17 protein-coding genes are annotated in these 21,703 nt (G+C 41.7%); 11 read left to right on the forward strand and 6 right to left on the reverse strand.

Annotated features, from left to right (window positions below):
- Positions 1-736 precede the first annotated feature (736 nt).
- The 9 genes from J2X69_RS17845 (at position 737) to J2X69_RS17885 (ending at position 11,167) form a co-directional block, all read left to right on the forward strand.
- Positions 737-1,615 carry a hypothetical protein gene (locus J2X69_RS17845; RefSeq protein ID WP_310106399.1) on the forward strand — a complete coding sequence of 293 codons (879 nt, stop codon included), beginning with the start codon at positions 737-739 and terminating at the stop codon, positions 1,613-1,615.
- A complete protein-coding gene (locus J2X69_RS17850; RefSeq protein ID WP_310106402.1) occupies positions 1,612-2,955 on the forward strand; it encodes a glycosyltransferase 87 family protein in 1,344 nt (447 codons plus the stop codon). The genes J2X69_RS17845 and J2X69_RS17850 overlap by 4 nt, the downstream gene beginning before the upstream one ends.
- A complete protein-coding gene (locus J2X69_RS17855; protein ID WP_310106404.1) occupies positions 2,945-3,541 on the forward strand; it encodes a hypothetical protein in 597 nt (198 codons plus the stop codon). The genes J2X69_RS17850 and J2X69_RS17855 overlap by 11 nt, the downstream gene beginning before the upstream one ends.
- 53 nt (positions 3,542-3,594) lie before the next feature.
- Complete coding sequence (locus J2X69_RS17860) at positions 3,595-4,323, forward strand: hypothetical protein (protein ID WP_310106407.1); 729 nt, start codon at positions 3,595-3,597, stop codon at positions 4,321-4,323.
- Positions 4,324-4,353: 30 nt separating this feature from the next.
- Positions 4,354-5,097, forward strand: a complete 744-nt coding sequence (locus tag J2X69_RS17865; protein ID WP_310106411.1) for a DUF6503 family protein — start codon at positions 4,354-4,356, stop codon at positions 5,095-5,097.
- 10 nt (positions 5,098-5,107) lie between these two features.
- Positions 5,108-6,325 (forward strand): alpha/beta fold hydrolase, encoded by a 1,218-nt coding sequence (locus J2X69_RS17870; RefSeq protein WP_310106413.1) that lies wholly within the window; start codon positions 5,108-5,110, stop codon positions 6,323-6,325.
- Entirely contained in the window at positions 6,322-7,362 is a 1,041-nt protein-coding gene (locus J2X69_RS17875) for a glycoside hydrolase family 113 (protein ID WP_310106415.1), read from the forward strand. Before J2X69_RS17870 ends, J2X69_RS17875 begins: the two co-directional genes overlap by 4 nt.
- 400 nt (positions 7,363-7,762) lie before the next feature.
- Positions 7,763-9,175 carry a Gfo/Idh/MocA family oxidoreductase gene (locus tag J2X69_RS17880; RefSeq protein WP_310106417.1) on the forward strand — a complete coding sequence of 471 codons (1,413 nt, stop codon included), beginning with the start codon at positions 7,763-7,765 and terminating at the stop codon, positions 9,173-9,175.
- 357 nt (positions 9,176-9,532) lie between these two features.
- Positions 9,533-11,167 carry a hypothetical protein gene (locus J2X69_RS17885; protein WP_310106419.1) on the forward strand — a complete coding sequence of 545 codons (1,635 nt, stop codon included), beginning with the start codon at positions 9,533-9,535 and terminating at the stop codon, positions 11,165-11,167.
- 346 nt (positions 11,168-11,513) lie between these two features.
- On the opposite strand, the gene J2X69_RS17890 is transcribed toward J2X69_RS17885, so the two are convergent.
- Positions 11,514-11,888, reverse strand: coding sequence for a PRC-barrel domain-containing protein (locus J2X69_RS17890; protein WP_310106421.1), 375 nt, complete (start codon positions 11,886-11,888; stop codon positions 11,514-11,516).
- Between the two features lie 415 nt (positions 11,889-12,303).
- The gene (locus tag J2X69_RS17895; protein ID WP_310106423.1) at positions 12,304-12,936 is read right to left on the reverse strand and encodes an FMN-binding negative transcriptional regulator; all 633 of its coding nucleotides are present in this window, start codon (positions 12,934-12,936) and stop codon (positions 12,304-12,306) included.
- A gap of 110 nt (positions 12,937-13,046) precedes the next feature.
- Here J2X69_RS17895 and J2X69_RS17900 point away from each other — a divergent pair, with 110 nt between their 5' ends.
- The gene (locus J2X69_RS17900) at positions 13,047-15,302 is read left to right on the forward strand and encodes a helix-turn-helix domain-containing protein (protein WP_310106424.1); all 2,256 of its coding nucleotides are present in this window, start codon (positions 13,047-13,049) and stop codon (positions 15,300-15,302) included.
- Between the two features lie 51 nt (positions 15,303-15,353).
- Here J2X69_RS17900 and J2X69_RS17905 read toward each other — a convergent pair whose 3' ends face one another.
- Positions 15,354-16,997 (reverse strand): carboxylesterase family protein, encoded by a 1,644-nt coding sequence (locus J2X69_RS17905; protein WP_310106426.1) that lies wholly within the window; start codon positions 16,995-16,997, stop codon positions 15,354-15,356.
- A gap of 90 nt (positions 16,998-17,087) precedes the next feature.
- On the opposite strand from J2X69_RS17905, the gene J2X69_RS17910 reads away from it, so the two are divergent.
- Positions 17,088-17,798 (forward strand): NrtR DNA-binding winged helix domain-containing protein, encoded by a 711-nt coding sequence (locus J2X69_RS17910; protein WP_310106428.1) that lies wholly within the window; start codon positions 17,088-17,090, stop codon positions 17,796-17,798.
- 22 nt (positions 17,799-17,820) lie between these two features.
- Here the strand turns inward: J2X69_RS17910 and J2X69_RS17915 are convergent, their stop codons facing one another.
- The 3 genes from J2X69_RS17915 to J2X69_RS17925 form a co-directional block, all read right to left on the reverse strand.
- The gene (locus J2X69_RS17915) at positions 17,821-18,387 is read right to left on the reverse strand and encodes a pentapeptide repeat-containing protein (protein ID WP_310106430.1); all 567 of its coding nucleotides are present in this window, start codon (positions 18,385-18,387) and stop codon (positions 17,821-17,823) included.
- Positions 18,388-18,567: 180 nt separating this feature from the next.
- Positions 18,568-19,161, reverse strand: coding sequence for a hypothetical protein (locus tag J2X69_RS17920; protein WP_310106432.1), 594 nt, complete (start codon positions 19,159-19,161; stop codon positions 18,568-18,570).
- A gap of 155 nt (positions 19,162-19,316) precedes the next feature.
- The gene (locus J2X69_RS17925) at positions 19,317-21,653 is read right to left on the reverse strand and encodes a glycoside hydrolase family 95 protein (protein WP_310106434.1); all 2,337 of its coding nucleotides are present in this window, start codon (positions 21,651-21,653) and stop codon (positions 19,317-19,319) included.
- Positions 21,654-21,703: the final 50 nt, after the last annotated feature.

Genomic DNA, 21,703 nt, shown 5'->3' on the forward strand with positions numbered 1-21,703 from the left:
CCGTACACTTGTAAACCAATAAAAGGACTAGCAGAAACAGTCAATCAGTACCTGGATTTAAACGATAACCTGTAAACTATTTTTAGGACGAGTCAGTTGGTTTGGAAAAATAAACTTGTGTAAAGGGGGCAAGGGGGATTTTATAGAGTAACTGATAGGACAAGAATCAAGAAGTAAGAGCCATGATTCGTCATTGCGATAAGCGAGGCAGGAGTGAAGAAGCAATCTCTTACGTTAGAATCAAGTAGCAAGTAGCAAGAGACGGGAGTCTAGTGACAAAACCTGCGAACTCCCCCTTGGATTAATGACTTGGTTTGGAAAAATAAATTCGGGTAAAGGGGGCAAGGGGGATTTATAGAAAGTAGCTGGTAGCAAGAAGCTAGTATCAAGAAACAAGAGCTATGATTCGTCATTGCGATAAGCGAGGTAGGAGCGAAGAAGCAATCTCTTACGTTAGAATCAAGTAGCAAGTAGCAAGAGACGGGAGTCTAGTGACAAAAGCTGAGAACTCCCCCTTGGATTGATTAGTTGGTTTGGAAAAATAAACTTGGGTAAAGGGGGCAAGGGGGATTTTATAGAGTAACTGATAGGACAAGAGTCAAGAAGCAAGAGCCATGATTCGTCATTGCGATAAGCGAGGCAGGAGCGAAGAAGCAATCTCTTACGTTAGAATCAAGTAGCAAGATATTAGAATCAAGAAGATCGGAGAAGAGTGGATTTTTGTAATTTTAAACCTATGAGAAATTTGTTCATCCTTGTTTTGCTTTTATTTCTGATCACTTCCTGCAATTCCACAGGAAGAAAAGCTATTGATGAGGAGAAGTTTGCATCTCGCTGGTATCAGGGTAAAGCGGAGATCAATGTCTTTGAGCTAAAGCAAATGCGCTATGGAGAGGAGCGGGAAGGTGAGGCAGTGATGATTTTTGTGACCGAGGATTTTTCGAAAAGAAAGCAGGTCAAACTTGACGATCCTGCTGCCGCGGGAAAAGGCGGGATGAAGGTGATGAAATTGAATATGACCCGTGAGTTTGTGACAGGGGTTTATCCTTACCACACGATGCTCTCGGTTTTCACTCCGGTGTACGATGATCTGAGTTCTCCAAAAATCACAGCTTCAGTCACAGAGTGGTGCGGTCAGTCTTTTACGCAGCTCAACTGGAAAAACAATAAGTATCAAGCCAAATTATTTTCGTATTTCGAGTCGGAAGGGGATCAGGAACTGTCAATAAGTGCTAATTCTGAAGATGAGATTTTCAATCTGATCAGGCTTAACCCCGATTTGGTACCAACTGGTCATATGAAGTTAATTCCAAGTTTGATTTATAATCGTTTCTCCCATCATCCTCTAAATGCTGAAAGTGTGGTGATTTCCAAGAGAAAGACAGGTTCGGATCAAGCCGAAGTGGAAGTGATTTATGAAGAAATCGGAAGAAAATTGCTGATCAGTTATGTGGATGCTTTTCCATATGAAATCATGTCTTGGCAAGAAACACAGACGAAGGGAGATGGCACGGAAGAGGTGACTTCTGCAGTTCGTAAAAGTGCCCAAATGCTGGACTATTGGAAAAAAAATCGACTTCAGGATGAATCGGTTCGCAAAAGCTTAGGGCTTTGAGGAATCCGGCTAGACGGCTGCTTATCCTTTTGATTGTTCTGCTGATGACAGCAGGATTTATCTTTTTAGGCTATTTCATTCCCAGAGAAAATTTTTGGCAAACTCTTTTAGTTTTTACATTGCTTTTTGGAGGGATGATCGGTATTTATTTTTTGAGCATAAAGCCAAAATGGGGTTGGGTTTTTGTTGCAGGATTACTTTTTAGATATGCCTTATTGCCTTCAATTCCCAATTGGTCGGATGATTACTCACGTTTTCTCTGGGATGGAGAGCTGGTGAAGATGAGTGAAAATCCCTATTTAGAAACACCCGAAGAATGGCTTCAGAATCATCCCGAAAGTCTGAATAGCTATCTGGAAAATCTTTTTGAAGGAATGAATTCCCCTCAATATTTTTCGGTGTATCCGCCCTTGAATCAGGTGATATTCTATGTTGCTGCCTGGGGCGGAAATCTGAATCAAGGATCAGGTATTGTGATTATCAGAATCATTCTGATTTTGGGAGAAATTGGTGTTTTCTTCCTTTTACTCAAGCTTTTTGATCATTTCGGATTCCCTGCGAATAGGTTTATTTTGTATTGGTTGAATCCGCTGGTCATCCTGGAAATTACCGGAAATCTTCATTTTGAAGGGTTGGTGCTGCTTCTTTTGCTTGCTTCGCTGTATGCGTTAAACAAAAATAGAAGTGGCTTGTCGGGAGGATTTTGGGGGCTTTCGATTGGGATGAAGTTGTTGCCTTTGATGCTGGTTCCTACTTTCTTTTCATTTGCGAAAACCGGAAGATCCAACCTTTTTTGGATTGGATCGGGGATTGCTGTTATCGCCGGATTTATTTGGCTTCTGATAGATAATTCCTGGATCCATTTCTTTCAAAGTCTGAAACTCTATCAAGGCAAATTTGAATTTAATGCATCAATCTATTACCTGCTTCGGGAAATAGGCTTTTGGGTGAAGGGTTATAACATCATCGGGGAACTGACTCCCATTCTAAGCGGGGTCGCCTTGATTGGAATCCTCTATGTCACTTGGAAAAAGAAACCTCAAAATCTCTTGCAGCTTGTGGATCTTTGGGTGTTGATTTATTTGATTTACCTGGTTTTGCAGCCGGTCGTCCATCCCTGGTATCTGATTCCGGCGTTTGGCTTGAGCTTATTCACAGATAAAAAAGCCTTCCTTATTTGGACTTTTGCAGTGATATTCTCGTACCAAGCGTATGGTGATCCTACTTATCAGGAAAAACCAATTTTCCTTTTCAGTGAATATACATTACTGTTCCTAGCGGTTTATTGGGATTATTTCAGGAATATGGACAATTTGAATAAACTATCGAATGGTAGCTGAAAAGACACAAAGAAAAATTTCAGGATATGACATTGTAGCAATAATTTCAGCCGTAGGATTAATTGGTTGGATTGTCACTGACTTCTATGGAGGGATGATTATATGGATGCTTTCTTATGGGGTAATAATTGCATCAATACTTATTCTATATGTTTTCTCATTTTTGGATACTTTAATTTCCCTAATTAGAAGGGGAAAGGGAATAAGCAAAGTAAAACTTACAGCTCATGGAATAGTTCTTCTGGTGATTTTGGGTTTCAATTTGCATCACTCCGAATTTTTTAAATCTGAAAGAATGTTGACTGCGATTTTAAAGGACGACCTTTTTCATTATCGCTTAATTTTTAGAGAAAATGGAAATGTGGAAAATCATGTCAGTGGCTTTTTTGGGTTTTCAGAGATTCATCGTGGAAAATATAGGATTGATAATGAACTAGTAATATTCAGTAGAAAGCCTTACGATAATAATTTTATTCCAGACACGCTTTTAATTGACAAAAACCAAAATGCGCTATTTATGGATAAAGATTCCGAAGGGAATTTTCGAACTGAAAAAGAATGGTTAAATCACTTTGAAATTGAGTAATAAATCAAAGCTAGCCAAGCTTTATCGGCTCTATTATTGATAATCTCCATTACATGAACTATAAAACTCTACTTTCTTTCATTTTACCTTTTTTGATATTTTCCTGTACTCCAAGCCCTGAAAAGCAAGCTGAGGAACTTATCGAAAAGTCAATCAAAGCGCATGAGCTTTCCAAAAAATGGAAGGATGTGGCAAGTGTCAAGTTCAAGAGAAGTACACGCATACTGGATGAAAATGGCACAGTGGAAAGTGAGTCCGAGCATTGGTTGGAATTTCGGCTGAAACCTTATTACGAAGGGAAAATGTCTTGGGAGAAAGACAGCGTTCTTCATGTTGCCAATTTCAACGGAAGTAAAATGAGTTACCAAATGGGGGAGAATACGATTCAGAATGAAGGATTTTTGAAAGCTAAAAAATCAGAAATCAATGCTGCCTATTTTGCTTTTGCGCAGCCTTGGAACCTGATGGATGAGAATACTTGGTTGAGTTATGAGGGACAGAAGACATTGGAGGATGGTAAAAAGGCGGAATCTGTTCGGGTGGATTTTGGTGTAAATTCAGATGTTCGGTGGTTTTATTTTGATCAGGTTTCGGATCAAATTCTAGCCAATGAACTTCATACCAAAGACCATAAGGCCTTGATCGAAAATACCTCTTACGATGATTCCACCGGCTTGTTATTGCCAAAAGTGCAGAAAAGTTACAGAACTGATGATACAGGCAAGAAGCTGTTTTTGCGGGCGGAATACTTATACTCCGATTATCAGGTTACTTTAGAATAATAGAACTTTTACCTTTTGAAAATCAGGATAATGAATCTGAAATACCATTTTGTCTTTCTGCTTGGCTTAGCTGTAATTTCTTGTAAGTCTAGGACGGAAGCTGAGAAAATCGTGGACAAAGCTATCAGTGCCCATGGCGGAGAAGCTTATTCCAATTCGAAAATTGAGTTTGATTTTAGGGATATTCACTACACTATTTTCAAGACAGCTGATCGATACGAATATATCCGCGAATTTTCAGATTCCACCGGGAAGGTGATAGATGTGCTGAACAATGACGGTTTTGTGCGAACTGTAAATGGTGCGAAAATCGATACACTTTCTGAAGAATGGATTGGTAAATACTCCCGCTCGGTCAATTCGGTGGCTTATTTTGCTTTTCTTCCGTATGGACTTAATGATCCTTCTGTTTTCAAAACTTCCCTGGGCAAAACAGAAATTAAGGGTAAGAAATACGACTTGATCAAAGTGACGTTTGCTGAGGAAGGTGGTGGAGAAGACTTTGACGATGAGTTTCTGTATTGGATTAGTACCGATGATTCGACCGTGGATTACATGGCCTATAGCTACCATACCGATGGAGGAGGAGTGAGAATGCGGGAAGTGAGTGCTGTGCAGGAGGTGGGTGGAATTAGATTTCAAAATTACCTGAATTTCATGCCGGAAGATGAGACTGTGTCGGTAGAAAAGATGCAGAAGCTTTACGAATCCGGTGAGTTAGAGTTACTTTCAGAGATAAATTTGGAGAATATTAAGGTTGAACCGTTGAAATAAGTAATCAAAAATGAACCCAAAACGACTGACATTTACCAATAGAAATGGCCATGAACTGGCAGCTCACCTCTATCTGCCTGCTGATCAAAAGCCACATTTTTTTGCACTTTTCGCGCATTGTTTCACCTGCTCAAAAAACTTCTCGACCGTCACCCGAATTTGTACTGCACTTTCCCAAAATGGAATAGCTGCATTAAGCTTCGATTTCACAGGGCTTGGGATGAGTGAAGGGGAATTTGCAGACTCAACTTTTACGGGTAATGTGAGTGATTTGCTGGACGCGGCCGATTTCCTGGCCAGAGAATATCAATCTCCCAAAATGCTCATCGGCCATTCACTTGGAGGTGCAGCGGTGTTATATGCGGCAGCTGAGATAAGTGAAGTAGAAGCCGTTGTGACTATTGCTGCGCCTGCATTCCCTGCGCATGTCCGCCATTTGTTCGTGGATAGTATTGAGGAAATAGAGAAAAGCGGAAGTGCAAAAGTTAAAATTGGCGGCCGTCCATTTCATATCAGCAAGAGCTTTGTGGATGATTTGGAGCAGAAACCCTTGGCTACTTTTCTGAAAAAGCTGAAGAAGTCTCTACTTATCATGCATTCTCCCCAGGATGAAATCGTGGAAATCAGTAATGCTGCGGAGATTTACAGTGCGGCTTTTCATCCGAAAAGCTTTATATCACTGGACGGTGCCAATCATTTGGTATCTGATCCCAAAGACAGTGAATACATCGCCGAAGTGATCGGAAGTTGGAGCAAGCGCTATGTGGTAATAAATGAGGAAAAACAGTCTAATGATACCCAAGGAAATCAGGTTTTTGTAAGGTTATCGGGAGAGAAATATACAACGGAAGTGATGACACCAAATCATCACTTGATCGCTGACGAGCCTCAGGACTTAGGTGGAGCGGACTTGGGACCTAATCCCTATGACTTGCTCATGGCTTCACTTGGAAGTTGTACTGCAATGACGCTAAAAATGTATGCAGAGCGGAAAAAATGGCCTTTGAAGGAAGTTTCTGTTTTTCTGAACCATGAGAAAGTTCATTTGTCTGACAGTGCCCATCCTGAAGAAAACACTGCAAAAGTCAGTCAATTTACCCGGATAATAGAAATCGAAGGCGAGTTGGATGCAGAGCAAAGGCAGAAATTATTGGAAATATCCAATAAATGCCCTGTGCATCGCACGCTTCAGGAGGAGATCATTATTCAGACTATGCTCGCAAAATGAAAAGCAGTCGGCCAAGGAATTATCTGCTGAGCTCAGTTCCGGTTATACTGGGACTGGGTTTATGGGCAGTTTTTTCTTTGCAATCTGATTTAATCACCACCTCTGAAAAATGGAAAGGCGTATGCTGGGTGGGAAGCCGGTCGCCACTTTTGGGACCGGAATTGGAGGCATTGAAGGCAACAGGAGCCGATGCAATTTCCCAAACGCCTTTTGGCTGGCAGAATGAAAAGAATACTCCTGAGATCCGCTGGGAGATGCATAATGAAAACAAATGGTGGGGAGAATCTTCAGATGGAATTAAGGCAACGTTTGATTCTTCTGCCCGGCACGGGATCATGAATATGCTCAAACCGCACCTATGGGTTCGCGGGAGTTGGCCGGGTGAGATAGCCATGAAAAGCGAGAAGGATTGGCTGCTTTGGTTTGAGAATTACGGGGGCTTTATTTTGGATTATGCTAAAATGGCAGAGGAGCACCAGATTCCCATGCTCTGTGTGGGCACTGAACTGGAATTGACCTCCGCGCGTGAAGCAGACTGGAGAAGAGTGATTGCGGAAATCCGAAAAGTCTATTCCGGTAAGTTGATCTACGCGGCAAATTTTACTGAATTTGAGCATGTGAAATTTTGGGATGCACTGGATTACATTGGAATTCAGGCATATTTTCCTCTCTCTTCAAAGGCTGATCCCAAGCTTTCTGATCTCAAAGCTGGCTGGAAAAAGCATCTATCAAAAATCGAAAAACTAGTCTCCGAGAGCAAAAAGCCGGTGATATTTACTGAGATTGGCTACTGCAACACGGTGGACGCAGCTATTGAGCCTTGGGTTTGGCCAAATGAACGGAAGGAAACCGAACTTTCTGAAGAAATGCAGGCACTTTGCTATGAGGCGTTTTTTGAAACAGCATGGCAAAAGAGCTGGATGGCCGGTGTGTTTTTCTGGAAATGGTATCCTGAGGGGAAGCATCGTGAGCCTGATTTTACCCCGCAGGGAAAAATGGCTGAGCAGGTGATGCGTAATTATTTTTTAGCTGACTGATTCGTAGTGGATTAGTTGAGTCATGTCACTTTTCAGAATAGATAAGTCCTAGTTTTCCTAGTAAAACCTAGACTGTCCCTGATTTGAAGTTGTAAAATGTCAAAGCATTAAAGGATTCGAAAAACACTAGTGCAGTGTTAACCAAAACCTGTCAGGTTTACACCATCGATTTTTGATAAATAAGTAGATTGTTACGGTTCTAATAGCAAAACCTGACAGGTTTATCCAGTACTTTTTACACTTAAACATAACACTGGCATTAGGGGCACTTCGGTCTCCTGTCCAGTAAAGCAAATAGAATAAAGCTACCGGCATCCTTCAGGATAATCATATTTTATTTATAAGGTACCGCTGCTTCTTGTATTTTTTTATTAATTAGCTAAGACAATAGATCATAGCCATGAAAAATAACCAGAGAAGAGCGTTTCTGAAATCTACCGGTCTGGTAGGTTTGGGACTTTTTGGAGCGGGGAGCGCCCTCGCCAATGAATTTGATAACCTGCCTTTGCAAGCAAAAAAGGGAGTAAATCGAATCCAGTCTTTTAATATGAGTGGTTTTGCTGCTCCTAAAATCGATACTGTCCGGGTTGGGGTAGTGGGACTTGGTATGAGGGGACCCGGAGCTGTTGACAGATTAAGTAAAATAGAGAATGTAGAGATAAAGTCACTTTGCGACTTGATTCCTGAGCGGGTGGAGAAGGCAAAGTCCCAGTTGAAGAATACAGCTCACCAGCCAGATGGTTATTCGGGTAATGCTTATGCATTTAAGGAAATGATGGACCGGGATGATTTGGATTTGATCTATATTGCCACGCCTTGGGAATGGCATACTCCAATGGCGGTTTATGCCATGGAGGCAGGCAAGCATGTAGCCTGTGAAGTGCCTATTGCTATTACAGTAGAAGAGTGCTGGCAATTGGTGGAGACTTCTGAGCGCACCAAGAAGCATTGCATGCAACTGGAGAATTGCTGCTATGATTTCTTTGAATTGATGACGTTAAAAATGGCCCGTGAAGGCTATTTTGGTGAAGTAGTACACGTGGAAGGAGCTTATATCCATGATTTGTTGGCCTTGAATTTCAATAAGGAAAATGGCTATCAGGATATGTGGAGACTTAAGGAGAACTACCGTGACGGCAATTTGTATGCTACGCACGGACTGGGGCCTATTTGCCAAATCCTGAATATCAACAGAGGGGATCAGATGGATTATTTAACTTCTACATCATCGAATGATTTTTCCATGCATGCAGAAGCTCAGAAGCTGGCTGAGCAGGATAATTTTTTTGCTTCCTATGCCACAAAGAAATTCCGTGGGAACATGAATACTACAATGGTAAAAACGAAGAATGGCAAAAGTATTATGATTCAGCACGATGTGTCTTCACCCCGTCCATATTCCAGACTACATGTAATAAGCGGAACTGAAGGGTATGCACAGAAATATCCTGAAGCTAAGGTGGCGAAAGGTCATGGCTGGTTGAAAGATGAGGAATTCAAGGATTTGGAAACGAAGTACACTCCTGAGATTATCCAGAAAGTGGGAGAGCTGGCCAAAAAAGTAGGAGGCCATGGCGGTATGGATTTTATGATGGATTGGAGATTGATAGACTGTCTTAGAAATGGACTTCCTCTGGATCAGGATGTGTATGATGCGGCTCTTTGGAGCTGTATTTCTCCGCTTAGTGAATGGTCTGTGGCGAATAGATCCAATTCTATTGATGTCCCTGATTTTACGGGGGGGAACTGGAAAACAAATGCGCCGGTGGATATCACACTGAACGGTGGCGGAACGACCGGTGTGAGAGTGTGATTACTTTTAAGTAGCAAGTAAGAAGTAGCAAGTAGAAAGTACCAGATAGCATCTCGATTACTTGGATAAATAATGAAAAGCCTGCTGATCAGTTATTTGATAAGTGGGCTTTTTCTATTGGAATTCAGAGTGAAAAAGTAAGGGGATCGGAAGGGAAGAGGATGAATTGTTGGGTTCATGAGAATTAAAATGACCTCGCTGTTCCTATGATTGTTTATTCTGCCACATTATTATGTAGTTTAGTCGGGAGCAGGAAAGATATAACGCTGATTTATATGTATCTTTTTGACAACTTTCTTAATCGTTTCATTCGTTGGATTTCCCCTCATTTTACAAATGGAACTTAAAAAAAATCACTTGAAAAAATTTCTCTGGATTCTGGGAACACTTATTCTGCTCGGTGCGGTATCAATATTTTTGGTGGAAAAGTGGCTGGTAAAAACATTGCCTGATCGAATGAATGCTAACGAGGATAGAGCATATGACATTCGATTTGAGAATGCAGATGTACGGCTGTTTAGAGGAAGCATAGAACTGAAGGATATTTCAGTTCATCCTGTGAAGGACAGTATGGCAACTACGATTACAGGAACCATGCAGTCTGTTCGACTTGGCGAGCTGAAAATGCTTAGTTTTATTTTTGGAGATGTTCTGGATATTGGAGAGTTGAAGTTTGAAGGGCCAAAATTTATTTTGGTTAGAAATGACTCTATTTCCAAAAAACCGGCGGACGTATCCATGGCTTTTCAAGATTTTTTTGGTGACATAGTTTCCAGGGGGGTGATCCATAATTTTATACTTGAAAATGGTTCGGGTGAGTTTTTTACGCAATCCGATACCCTGAGAAAATTCGGGAGCTTTGACAGTTTTAATATCACTGCTGTTGATTTGGAGACTGATTCTGTTCGGCTGAATTATGCTATTCCTTTTAAGTTGGAAAGTATACAGAGTGGTCTTAAAAACCTGCAGATCAATATAGATAAAGAGCTGACTTTTACTTTGGGCGAGTTTAATTATGATTCAAAAGCGGACTCCTTTGATTTTTTTGATTTAAAATTGGCGTATGACGATTCCAATCTCGCAGCCGCAAAGAGGGCAAGGTTTCAGAGAGATTATATAGAGATTGATCTGAAACACTTGAAAATTGAGAAAATCAGTGCACGTAGCAGTATCTATGGCGACTGGTCTGTGGTCGCTGGATTGATGACCATTGATAGCCTTATTCTCCACGATGTAAGAAATAAAAACAAACCCCGGCCATACGATGAACCGGAGAAGCCAATGTTTGAAGGAATGGTGGAATTGATTCCCTTTCCGCTGGAACTGGACACGGTGCGGGTATTGAATTCCACCATCACTTACTCACAGATATCTGAAGGGAAATCGCAGCCGGGAAGTCTTAATTTTGAGCAGCTATCGGCGCTGATCACACGCGTAGTTTCGCTGGACTCTCTTCAGTCGGGTGAAATGTTAATCCATGGAGAAGCCGTTCTCAATGGGTTTGCACCTATGCGTATGGATGTGACTGTACCCTATGGGATGGGAGCAAATGAGGAGAGGTTCCATTTGGAAGCTAGTGTTGATCCCTTTGGTTTACCTTCTCTAAATGGTATTCTGGGTGATTTGGTGTCTGTGAATATAAATTCAGGCCGCATGGAAAAACTGGAGATCACCATGGATGCAAATCCGAAGTATTCATCGAATTTTATGAAATTCCACTACAGTGATCTTAAATTGGAGCTTAGGGATGAAGAGGAAAAAAAGAAGAAGTTGATGTCAACATTGTCCAATATTTTAATTTCAAACAATAATCTTCCGGAAAACAGAAATTACAGAACGGCAACTTTTCGAACGGAACGAAATATCTATAGGGGTACCTTCAATCTAATTTGGGAGTCTTTAAGAGAAGGAATGCTCGAAATAGCACCCGGAGATGTTATGCAGTTACTATTGAATGAACAAGATCCTGCTGATAAGGGCAGAAGAAGGTGATGTTTTTTATCTTGTCATTGTAAACGTTACAAGGACAGGGATGGGGAAGTTTCAGGCGGTAAGCAGCGTATAAAAATCCAGAATCAAAGTCATACTGTAAAATCTCGCTTGAGGTATGAAATCAATGACTCGCCTTTAGAACTGACTTCTGGGGAAGCAATTTAGCCGTAATGGAAAATGCTAATGCGCAATTCTACCTAACTTTACTTGTAGTTAGTTCTCTATGTTACTTTTAGTAAGTCTTAGAATGCGGATTAATCAGTAACCTCCGTGTACGTCGTGGTTAGAACAGACTAAAAAAAGGCTCTCCGTAATTGGAGAGCCCTGCAGAATCTGAGCGCCACGCCTATTCAATCAACGCTCTTCTTCTGTCAAATCCATAGTAAGTATGAACCTCATTGATAAATTCATATTGAGGACCTACCGGCCATGCATCATTATCAAAACCGGGAGCATTTTCCAACTTTTCCTTTGCGGCTTTTACAATGATTACATCACGTTGGTGACCGTGAAAATCAAATGCCTCCCAAGGAAGAGCCAGAAGTTTGCTTCCCAGATTTAGAAATCCTGTGTCAACTGACAGAACAACATAGGCTACTTCACCTGTCTCGGTATCTAGCATAATGTCCTTAATAGTTCCCACTACCTCATCTTTAATGGTCTTTACAGCACAATCTGTAGCTGTTGAGCTACTTATCGGGAAATTATATTGGGTATTCATGATTACGTGGGTTTATATTAGTTTAGATTTTCCGCAATGTCGCCAAGAGCTATATTTTCTTTATTTTATTGGCTCCCTGACCCGCTAGAAAGAGGATGATCTGCCGTATAGGACAGGCAGAAGCACATTTTTCACCAGCTTTGGGCAAATCCTATTATTGATTTCAATATGAATAGTGACATAAATACGGATAATCAATAATTTATTTCATTCAAGTATAAACCAAGGCTATGCCATTTGCGATAAAGTGGCTTTTAGGCTATTTCCGGTATTTTTTTAAGATTTTTTATGTATCCCAAAGGGGCGAATTGGGCAATGATATTCACAAGTAGACTTGAGGAAGCAACCACTAATATTAAGAACTTACGTTAGCTTCATGAGCTTAGGGTGTTTACTGTGTTTTAAGGAAGATGGCTTAGGTTTTTGATGAATAGGATCTTTCTTTTCTCATTTCTTCGGCCAGTTCTCTATCTTGGTGAAAATTGCTTTCTTGTAGATTTTTCACGATGTTTTGATGGTTGACATCGTCTCTATTCTGCGATAGTTTTTTGCTGCCGTGAACTTCAGTTATCACTATTTCAAAGCCAACCAAAGCTTTGAGCTGTTTTGCGACATAGTTTTCGCTCATAGTCTCCACACTAATGCGGTTTGGGCGCCCATCTTCGTAGCTATTTACCAATTTTTTCAGGTGATCTAGAAGTTCTTCTCCTTCGATAAATCTAATTTTTCCATAAACATGGACAGCCATATAATTCCAGGTAGGTACATTTTCATGATTGTACCAAGATGATGAAATGTAGGCATGAGGCCCTTGGAAAATAACCAGTACTTCCATATTCTCAGAGAGATTTCTCCATTGGGGATTTGCCTTTGCGATATGTCCGGAAAGGACCGTATTGCCGTCCTTATTTTCATCCAGAACAAACGGCAAATGAGTAGCCCATGGCCTGTTGTCAATTTGAGTGACCAGCGTGGCAAAAGCATTTTTTTGGATAAAAGCGCCTAGCTCAGCATCGTCTTTCCAGCGATTCAGTGGGTGTATATACATGCGGATTAGTTTGAGATTATGGATTTAATAAGTGAAATTAGAGATACTAAGAAGAAGTGTAAGATTCCAAATTCCATTTTATTCATTTTTAAAAATAGTAGTTTCGCCGAATGGAAAATCAAAGTACTGATAAATTAGAGTTGGCCGCTAAGTTTGTCAACAATACAGGAGCACCGATTTTTTTGACCGGAAAGGCAGGGACAGGAAAGACCACCTTTCTGAAAAATCTGGCTTTGCAAACACATAAAAATCATGTAATCGTAGCACCCACGGGCATAGCTGCGCTGAATGCGGGTGGTGTTACCATCCACTCCCAGTTTTTGTTTCCACTGGGGTTTTTCCTGCCAGTCAATGAGCCTGAGGGTAATTTCTCAGATCAATACGGTTGTTTTACCCAGCATACATTGATCCGAAAGCATCCTCTAAATGCTCTGCGAAAAAATGTGCTGAAATCAATAGAATTACTCGTGATAGACGAAGTCAGCATGCTTAGGGCAGATGTGCTTGATGCTATAGATTACCGGCTGAGAAGTGTCAAGCGAAACTATACTACGCCATTTGGAGGAGTGCAGGTATTGATGATAGGAGATCTTTTCCAGCTTCCTCCGATTGTCCGCGACAATGAATGGCAGGTGCTAAGCAAGTTTTACCCAAGCATGCACTTCTTTGAAGCTAGGGTTTTACAGGAATCGGGGTTAGTTTATCTGGAACTGGACAAGATTTTTCGGCAGCAGGATGAAGATTTTATCCAAGTGCTCAATCATTTGAGGGAAAATACCGTCACACAGGAGGATATCACCTTATTGAATAAGCATTACAAAACGCAGGAGGAAATCTCAGAAATCAAGGACTGCATCACGATCACTACCCATAACTACAAGGCTGACCAAATCAACCGTGATAGATTGATGGCATTGAATGGAGAATCGAAGTTTTATGAGGCTGATATAGAAAATGATTTTCCCGAGAATATCTACCCACTTCCCAAATCTCTCGAACTTCGTGTTGGTGCCCAGGTGATGTTTATCAAAAATGACTCTTCCGGAAACCAGGACTATTTCAATGGTAAACTGGCGACTGTGGAGGAACTGCAGGACGATACGATCAAGGTATTGTTGGAAGGAAAGAAATTCGTATATCAGCTGAGGAAGGAAATCTGGGAAAATAAAAAGTATGTCATCAATCCGGATACCAAGGAATTGGAAGAGGAAGTGATAGGGACATTTAGCCAGTATCCCATCAAAACGGCCTGGGCTGTGACAGTCCATAAAAGCCAGGGCTTGACTTTTGACCAGGCAATCATAGATGTGGGGAATGCATTTGCACCCGGACAAGTTTACGTAGCCTTGAGCCGATTGAGAAGTCTGGGGGGATTGGTGTTGAGAACTAGGATTCAAAACAGTGCATTACAGTCTGACTCGCAGGTTCAGACTTTCGTGGAAGGAGCCAAAAAGAATTCTAAGCTTGATGAGCTTTTAGGGGCGTATCAGCAACGTTATCTTTCACTTTTGTCCGGTGATACGTTCGATTTGTCCGGTCTGCTTCAGGAGATCAACAGTTTTCAGCGAAAGAATGACAGTTCTCTGGAATTTGAAGATCCCGAGATGCAAAAGGCGGTTGGTGAAATCGCTTCTCTGATTAGAAATGAAGTGGGAACGGCCGGTAAGTTCAGCAATCAACTTCGCTTTTTACTGCAGCAGAATGAAAAAGAGAAATTGATGGAACGACTGGATAAAGGAGCTGCCTATTTTAAAAATTTTCTGAAAGCTGCTTTGGAGAAAATACTGATTCACCGTGCTGAGGTGGAGCGATTTTCCAGAACCAAAACCTATGCAAATAGTTTGGAAGAACTCGAAGTCAGTTTGCTTAGGAAGTACGGAGAAATCAGCAAAGTCAGTCGTTTGATTTTATCTATCTTGGAAGGGAACATTCCCTGTAAAATGAATGATTTGGAACAGGATAAAATCAATCTCCGCCTTAGATTGGCTGAGGCTGCCAAGCAAGCCGCGGCTGATAATCCGAAATTTGCCAGCAACAAAACCGGAAGAAAAAAGACAGGCAAAGCGAATCTGAAAAGAAAAGTAGGAGAGACCTACGAAATTACTTTTGGAATGATCAATGCCGGCAAAAGCATTGGAGATATAGTAGTAGCTAGGGGATTGGCAGAATCCACCATCAAAGGTCATCTGGCCAAAGGGATCGAAGAAGGCAGAGTAGAGTTGGAAGACTGCTTACCGATCGAGGTTATTTCCGAGATCAATTCGCAGATCGAAAACATCAAGAATCTTCAGGCTCTTCGGATCCATTTTGATGGCAAGTACGATTATAATACCATCAAAATGGTAGTGGCTGGAAGACAGGATTAATAAAAGAGAGACCGTTTAGCCTCTCTTTTAAGTGGATTTGGTTGATTGGTATTAGTTGATATTTCCGTATGATCTGTCGTGGAAATTGTAACGTGCATCATCTGTAGCATTGATCAGTTTGCTTTCTGTATCGATCACCATCACAGAAGGAGACGTATCAGAACCTTCCATAGTCTTCCATTCAGGCTGTTCATCTCCATTGGGATTTCCTGTTTTGATGAAATTGGCAAAGTAATTCATGAAGATTTTTGACACCATATAATCTTCTGCAGTCCAGTCAAAGACATCTACTAAGGGCAGATTTCCCATCGCATATTCTATTTCACAGGCATGTGGAGCACCGATTGCCTCAGGAGCTTTTGGACCACCTTCTATAGTTCCACCGGCAAGCCCGGCGGTTAGATTGGAGTCTTTCAAAGGAGGACGGAGCTTGCTGTACAAGTATCGGTAAACAGGCAAATCAGAGTTTTGGGCATGCAGGTCCAGCCACTTCCATGTAGAATATGCTATGAATCTGTCAGAAGCTAAATCAGTCGCGGACCGTTCCACTTCTTTCGCGTCAGTATGAGGATGGAGACTTAAAACTTCCTCATAATCATTCGGATAAACTTCTTTCACTTTGGAGATAAACGCTTCAGTAGTGTAAGGTTGCCCTTGCATAAATGCCATGCCCGGAATTTCGGCTGAATTCCAGCCGGCCAGTAGCGGCACCATTGCCTGTTCCTTAGCCTCGAAAATCTCAGGGAGCGTTTTTGGAAGGAAATAGCCATCTAAAACTACGGGAAATCCAAAGCGCTTGGACTCATTGTAGATCTCATAAATATCCTTTGTAGGCAGTGCTCTCAATTCTTTAATGGAATTAAAACCTGCGTTGGAAGTGAATTCTGCACCTTGTTTTTCAGCTTCTGCAAGAGGTGTAGGGGCCAAAGTAGGATTTATCCCGGCTCCGCTTTCGCCGATTGCTCCTGCTATTAGATCTTTGGAAAGGGGAGAAGCCATTTGATAACTGACTGAGATGGAACCTGCGGATTCACCGGCGATGGTGACTTTTGTTGGATCTCCTCCGAATGCCGCAATATTTTCCTTAACCCACTTCAGAGAAGCCATCTGATCCATTAGTCCATAATTTCCCGATGCCTTATATGGAGCTTCAGCGCTTAGTTCAGGATGGGAGAAAAATCCAAAAATATTTAATCTGTAATTTACAGTAACCACCACAATGCCTTTTTGAGCCATTGCTTCGCCGTTATAGCGGGGCTCGGAACCGTCACCTGCGACAAAGCCGCCACCATAGAAATACACCAAAACAGGTAAGTTCTTAGTGTTTCGGTCCGCAGGGGTCCATACATTTAAGTAAAGACAATCCTCACTTATGCCGTCAGACTTAAAGTCCATATCTCCGAAGACAGGCGCTTGTACTGCTCTTGGACCGAACTTTTTGGTTTCTTTCACACCGGCCCAATTGTCCAAATCTTGGGGTGCTTTCCAGCGCAGTTCTCCTACAGGAGGTTTTGCAAATGGAATCCCAAAGTATTTTTGTACACCTGTTTTGACATCATAGGATCCTGCGATCATCCCGTTTTTGATTGTCGTCTGCACTTCAAATGAATTGTTGTTCTGGGCTCTAAGAGATGCTGATATTCCAAGTAGAAGTATCAGGGCATAAATCCGGACTGATTGTAAGATAGGTTTCATGGGCTTTAATTATTGTTTCTATAAGAAACAATAGTAAATGCTTATTTTTGAAAATCCTATTTCTTATACTAGTATTTCATAGTTTTGCACATGCATTTAGCGCACGAAGAATACCTGCCACATATTTCTTACGACTCTGTTATTTTTGGTTTTTCGGGGGAAAAACTCAAAATTTTGGTGCTTGAATACCGCACTAATAGCAATAAACAGACTTTTGCATTGCCTGGAGGATTTGTGCGTATGGACGAACCCTTGGATGCAGCTGTGGAGCGTGGGCTTTCTGAACGAACAGGTTTGGAGGAAATTTATTTGGAGCAATTTCACACTTTTGGCTCAATGGAGCGCTTTGATCCTGCGTTGATGAGGGATATTCTGGAAGGGCAGGGACATTACTTCGAGAATCATTGGCTGCTCGGTAGATTTATTACAGTCGGCTATTATGCGTTGATTAATTACGAAAATGTGGTGCCCAAGCCTGATGAATTGTCAGATTCAATAGGGTGGTATGACTTCGATCAGCTGCCAAAGTTGATGATGGACCATGACGAGATAGTAAATAAGGCACTCGAACACCTGCGTACCCACTTGGATCAAAAACTCCTAAGTTTCAATCTTCTACCTGAGCGCTTCACGATGAAAGAACTGAAGCAAGTGTATGATGCTATACTGGGGGAAACTCAGAACCGAGCAAATTTTCAGCGTAAAATGCTTAGTCTTAATATATTGGAAAGGCATGAGAAACTTTATTCCGGAGGTTCTCACAAAGCACCTTACCTCTATAGCTTTAAAGATAGGAAGTGAAATTGTAGATTTTCACCTGCTGTCAGCCGATTTTAATCGCATATTTTCCCAGCAATCCGGGTAATCCATCGAGGTCAAATCGAGCTCCTTTGATGCGGTTCAGCTCGGGATCGATAGTGAAATTATAAGCATTCCTGAAATCAGATTTCTCTAATATACTTTGATCAAAGGTAGCTCCACTAAGATCAGATCCTTGGAAATCCGCTTCAGCAAGATCTGTTCGAGTAAAATCCGACTCTGTGAGTTTACAATTTATGAATTTGGATTTTTTAATTTTCAGGTTGTAAAAACTACTGTAAGCCATCTGACAATCCTGAAAAATAAACTCCAATAAAAACGGATTGCCTGCATGAAAGTGTACACCCAATATCTTACAGGAAACGAATTTAGCTTGCCTGAAAGACACATCGGGGACTTTAACATTGCTTAGATCACAATTTTTAAATAAACAGTTTTCAAAACTGCTTCCTCTCAAATCGAGATCTGAGAATTTACATTGTTCGAAGGTACAGTTCTCGTATTCTATTATCGGAAATCTCTCGACCGTGAAGTCAATATTTTTATAGTGTTGATCTGATTGGTAAGACATATGAATAGGAGAGGCAAAACTTCGTTTTTCTGTGCCGCAATTTTAGGGAAATTTTCGGAATATGCCCAGTTTAAATTCCACTTGGATTGGGGCATGTATGCTTAGATAATCAGGAATCTTTACGCTTTATGCTCAGGTCTAGCCACTAACAGAGGCAATGGCCTAAAGAAAATTATTCAGCTAATCCCGTGGCGGAGTAATCATGATATGAGCTCTGTGTGTGCCGGGATCCATAATCCAAGGCATGCCCGGAACACTTGGTTTCAGCGGAAGTCCCGTCGCCTCCGAAGTAGCCCATGGTAGATACACTACATATCTCAGATAAGTATCAGAGACTTCACCGGAATTACTGTCGTAGTTTTCATCATCTGCAGTAAGTACAAAAAGTGAAGCTCCGTCCTTGGGCATGTTCAGTTTCCCGTTTTTGGCTTCTGCTTCTCTGATATCAAAGATTTCTTGAAAAGACTTCCCTTCTTTTTTAAGTTGTCGGCCTCTTTCAATGAATGGCTCCAGATCTGAATGATAGCAGGAGACGCTGAATCCTTTCCCGGCGGGGTCATCTGCAGCACAAATCATTTCATTCGAGCCTTTTCTCAATTCAATCAATTCCCCATGCTCATCGTATCCTAGGATTCTTGCATGCATTTGCTTTTCTTCCGGAGCAGCCAATACTGCAGTTTTTATCTGGACTTCTTTGGATGGAATAACCACGTTTTGTGAAAAGGCAGGGGAGATTGCCAAGCAAATCACCACAGTACTCAATAGGATTTTCATCGTCTTTGGGTTTAATGAAAAGGTAATTTAAACTTTATCAAACCGATTGGCAACTTGATTGCACGATAGAGTTTTACTTTATGGCCGCTTCTTATGTTATATCCATCCCTGTGGTATGAAGACAATAACGTAGCTGAACCTCCTCAACGTTTCCTTTACAATTCAATCTCTACACTCTGTCCTTTTTCAAGTTCCAGTTCCATTTCGGATCCATCGTAGTAAATCAGAATTCGGCCACTTTTTCCTGCTTGAATTCTGTAGGTTTTGAGTTCACCATCCTGCCAAGTCATATCTATGGTATAGTTTCCTCTTGCTTTCAAACCTGTTACACTTCCATTTGCCCAAGCTTTCGGCAGGGCAGGCATAAGTCTGATCAAGCCATTTTCGTGTGATTGTACGAGCATCTCAGCTACTCCGGCAGTATAGCCAAAATTCCCGTCAATCTGAAAAGGAGGGTGTGCATCGAATAGATTGGTATATAGGGATTGGGAAATCAACTTTTGGATATGCCCGTGCGCCATTTCTCCATCCAATAACCTTGCTGAGAAATTAATCAGCCAAGCACGTGACCAGCCGGTTCCTGCTCCGCCATTTGCAAGCCTGTATTCCAGCGTTTTGCGTGCTGCGGCAAATGCCTCGGGTGTCGCACTGGATGTAATAGCATCTCCTGGATGAAAGGCATACAGATGAGACATGTGCCGATGTCCTTTTTCATGTTCCCCATAGGGCTGATCCCACTCCAATATTCTTCCATCTTCAGCTATCTGTACTCCGGGGCGTAGGTTGGAAAGTTGGCCTCGGACTTTTTCTGTAAGAGCGGTTTCTTTGCCCAGAATCTCAGAAGCTTTCAAATAATTGGTGAACACATCTGCTATAATCTGTTGATCCATCGCTGCTCCCATCGTAGTAGCTACGCTTTCTCCCTTGGGATTAATAAATTGGTTCTCGGGAGAAGTGGAAGGAGAGGAGACCAGTTTTCCGTCTGCCGGATATTCTACCAACCAGTCAGAATAAAATGCTGAAATGGCTGAAAGAGCCGGATAAGCTTGATTCTCGAGATAATTTACATCCTGAGCGAATAAATAATGGTCCCAATAGTGTCTGCCTATCCATCCTCCGGCACCAACCCAGCTTCCCCAGTAGGCAGTAGCAGCACTTAAGAATGGGGCTTGCCAAAGATCTGTAGTATGGGGAATCATGGATCCCTCCATGTCAAAATTCTCACGGGCAGCATTTTTGCCATTTTTTATTACTCCATCCATAAAAGCAAAAAGTGGCTGATTCAATTCTCCTAAATTAGTCACATCTGCAGGCCAATAATTCATCTGTAAATTGATGTTAAGATGATAATCTGCATTCCATGGAGCGGAGATATGCCTATTCCAAAGTCCCTGTAAATTTGTGGGATTGGTGCCAGGACGACTGGAAGAAATCAATAAGTACCTGCCATAATCAAACAAAAGCTTTTCCAAGTGTAAATCGACCTCCCCGTTTTTGACACGCTCGATTCGTTCGTCGGTAGCCAGATGGTCAGATTCCCCAGAATCCAATTGCAAGCTCATGCGGTTAAACCAGGAAGCATACTCTTTCTCGTGGGCATGAAGAATCTCTCCCCAACTTTTCAATCCGATTTTTTCCAGTTGCCGGGCTGCTTCAGCTTCATAATCCTCATGGTAGAAAGAAGTTTTAGAGACTAACTTGATCGTAAATTCCTTTGCTCCGGATACGATCAAAGTGGAATCGGTAGTAGTAATCTCACCTGAATGGTTTTGGGCGAAGAGTAGTGTTCTGAATTTTACGCCATTTAATATCTCCACAGGCTTACTGTCCAATTGGCCGCCACGCTGCGTGATCATGCCGGACATTTCGAGTTGCTTGTCATTGAGCGCAGTGGTTTTTGCTGTCGCAAAGCCATTGTCCTCTGGGCGATTCATGATTATCTGTCCATTAAAACCCTGCGGGTGATTGGTCTTAAAACGCATGATCAAAGCATCGTCCGGTGCAGAAGCAATTATTTCTTGGCTGACTTCATAGCCCTCACTTATGAATTGAGTCAGGACGCCGGCGGTCTCCATATTTAGGCTTCGTCTATAATTTTTGGATTCTATCCAGTCGAAATTAAACCATAGATCACCCATCGTTTGATGGGATCTTGTGACACCTTTTCTGGAGAATTTCAGTACCAAAAGTGAATCTGCTTTTTTATTGTCACCGGCGAGTAAATAGGCTCTGATTTGATCCAGATCAGCTCTTTTTCCATCTGCCAATCCCCAGTCCTCATAGCCTCCGGGCCATAAAGAATCTTCGTTGAGCTGTAGGTGTTCCTGTCCCGGTATGCCCATGACCATGGCTCCAAGCCGGCCATTTCCCACAGGCAATCCCTCTTCCCATTCCACTGCTGGCTGATTGTACCATAGCACAGAAGAGGATTGAGCTAAAATAAAGGGGTATAAACTAAGTGTGAGAGCAATACTCAGCAAGAACTTTTTCATAGGTTATTGGGTCAAAAAAATAAGATTACGACAAATCTTTGAAGTCGCCA

This window comes from Algoriphagus sp. 4150, assembly GCF_031457395.1.
In the GTDB taxonomy this organism is placed as follows: domain Bacteria; phylum Bacteroidota; class Bacteroidia; order Cytophagales; family Cyclobacteriaceae; genus Algoriphagus.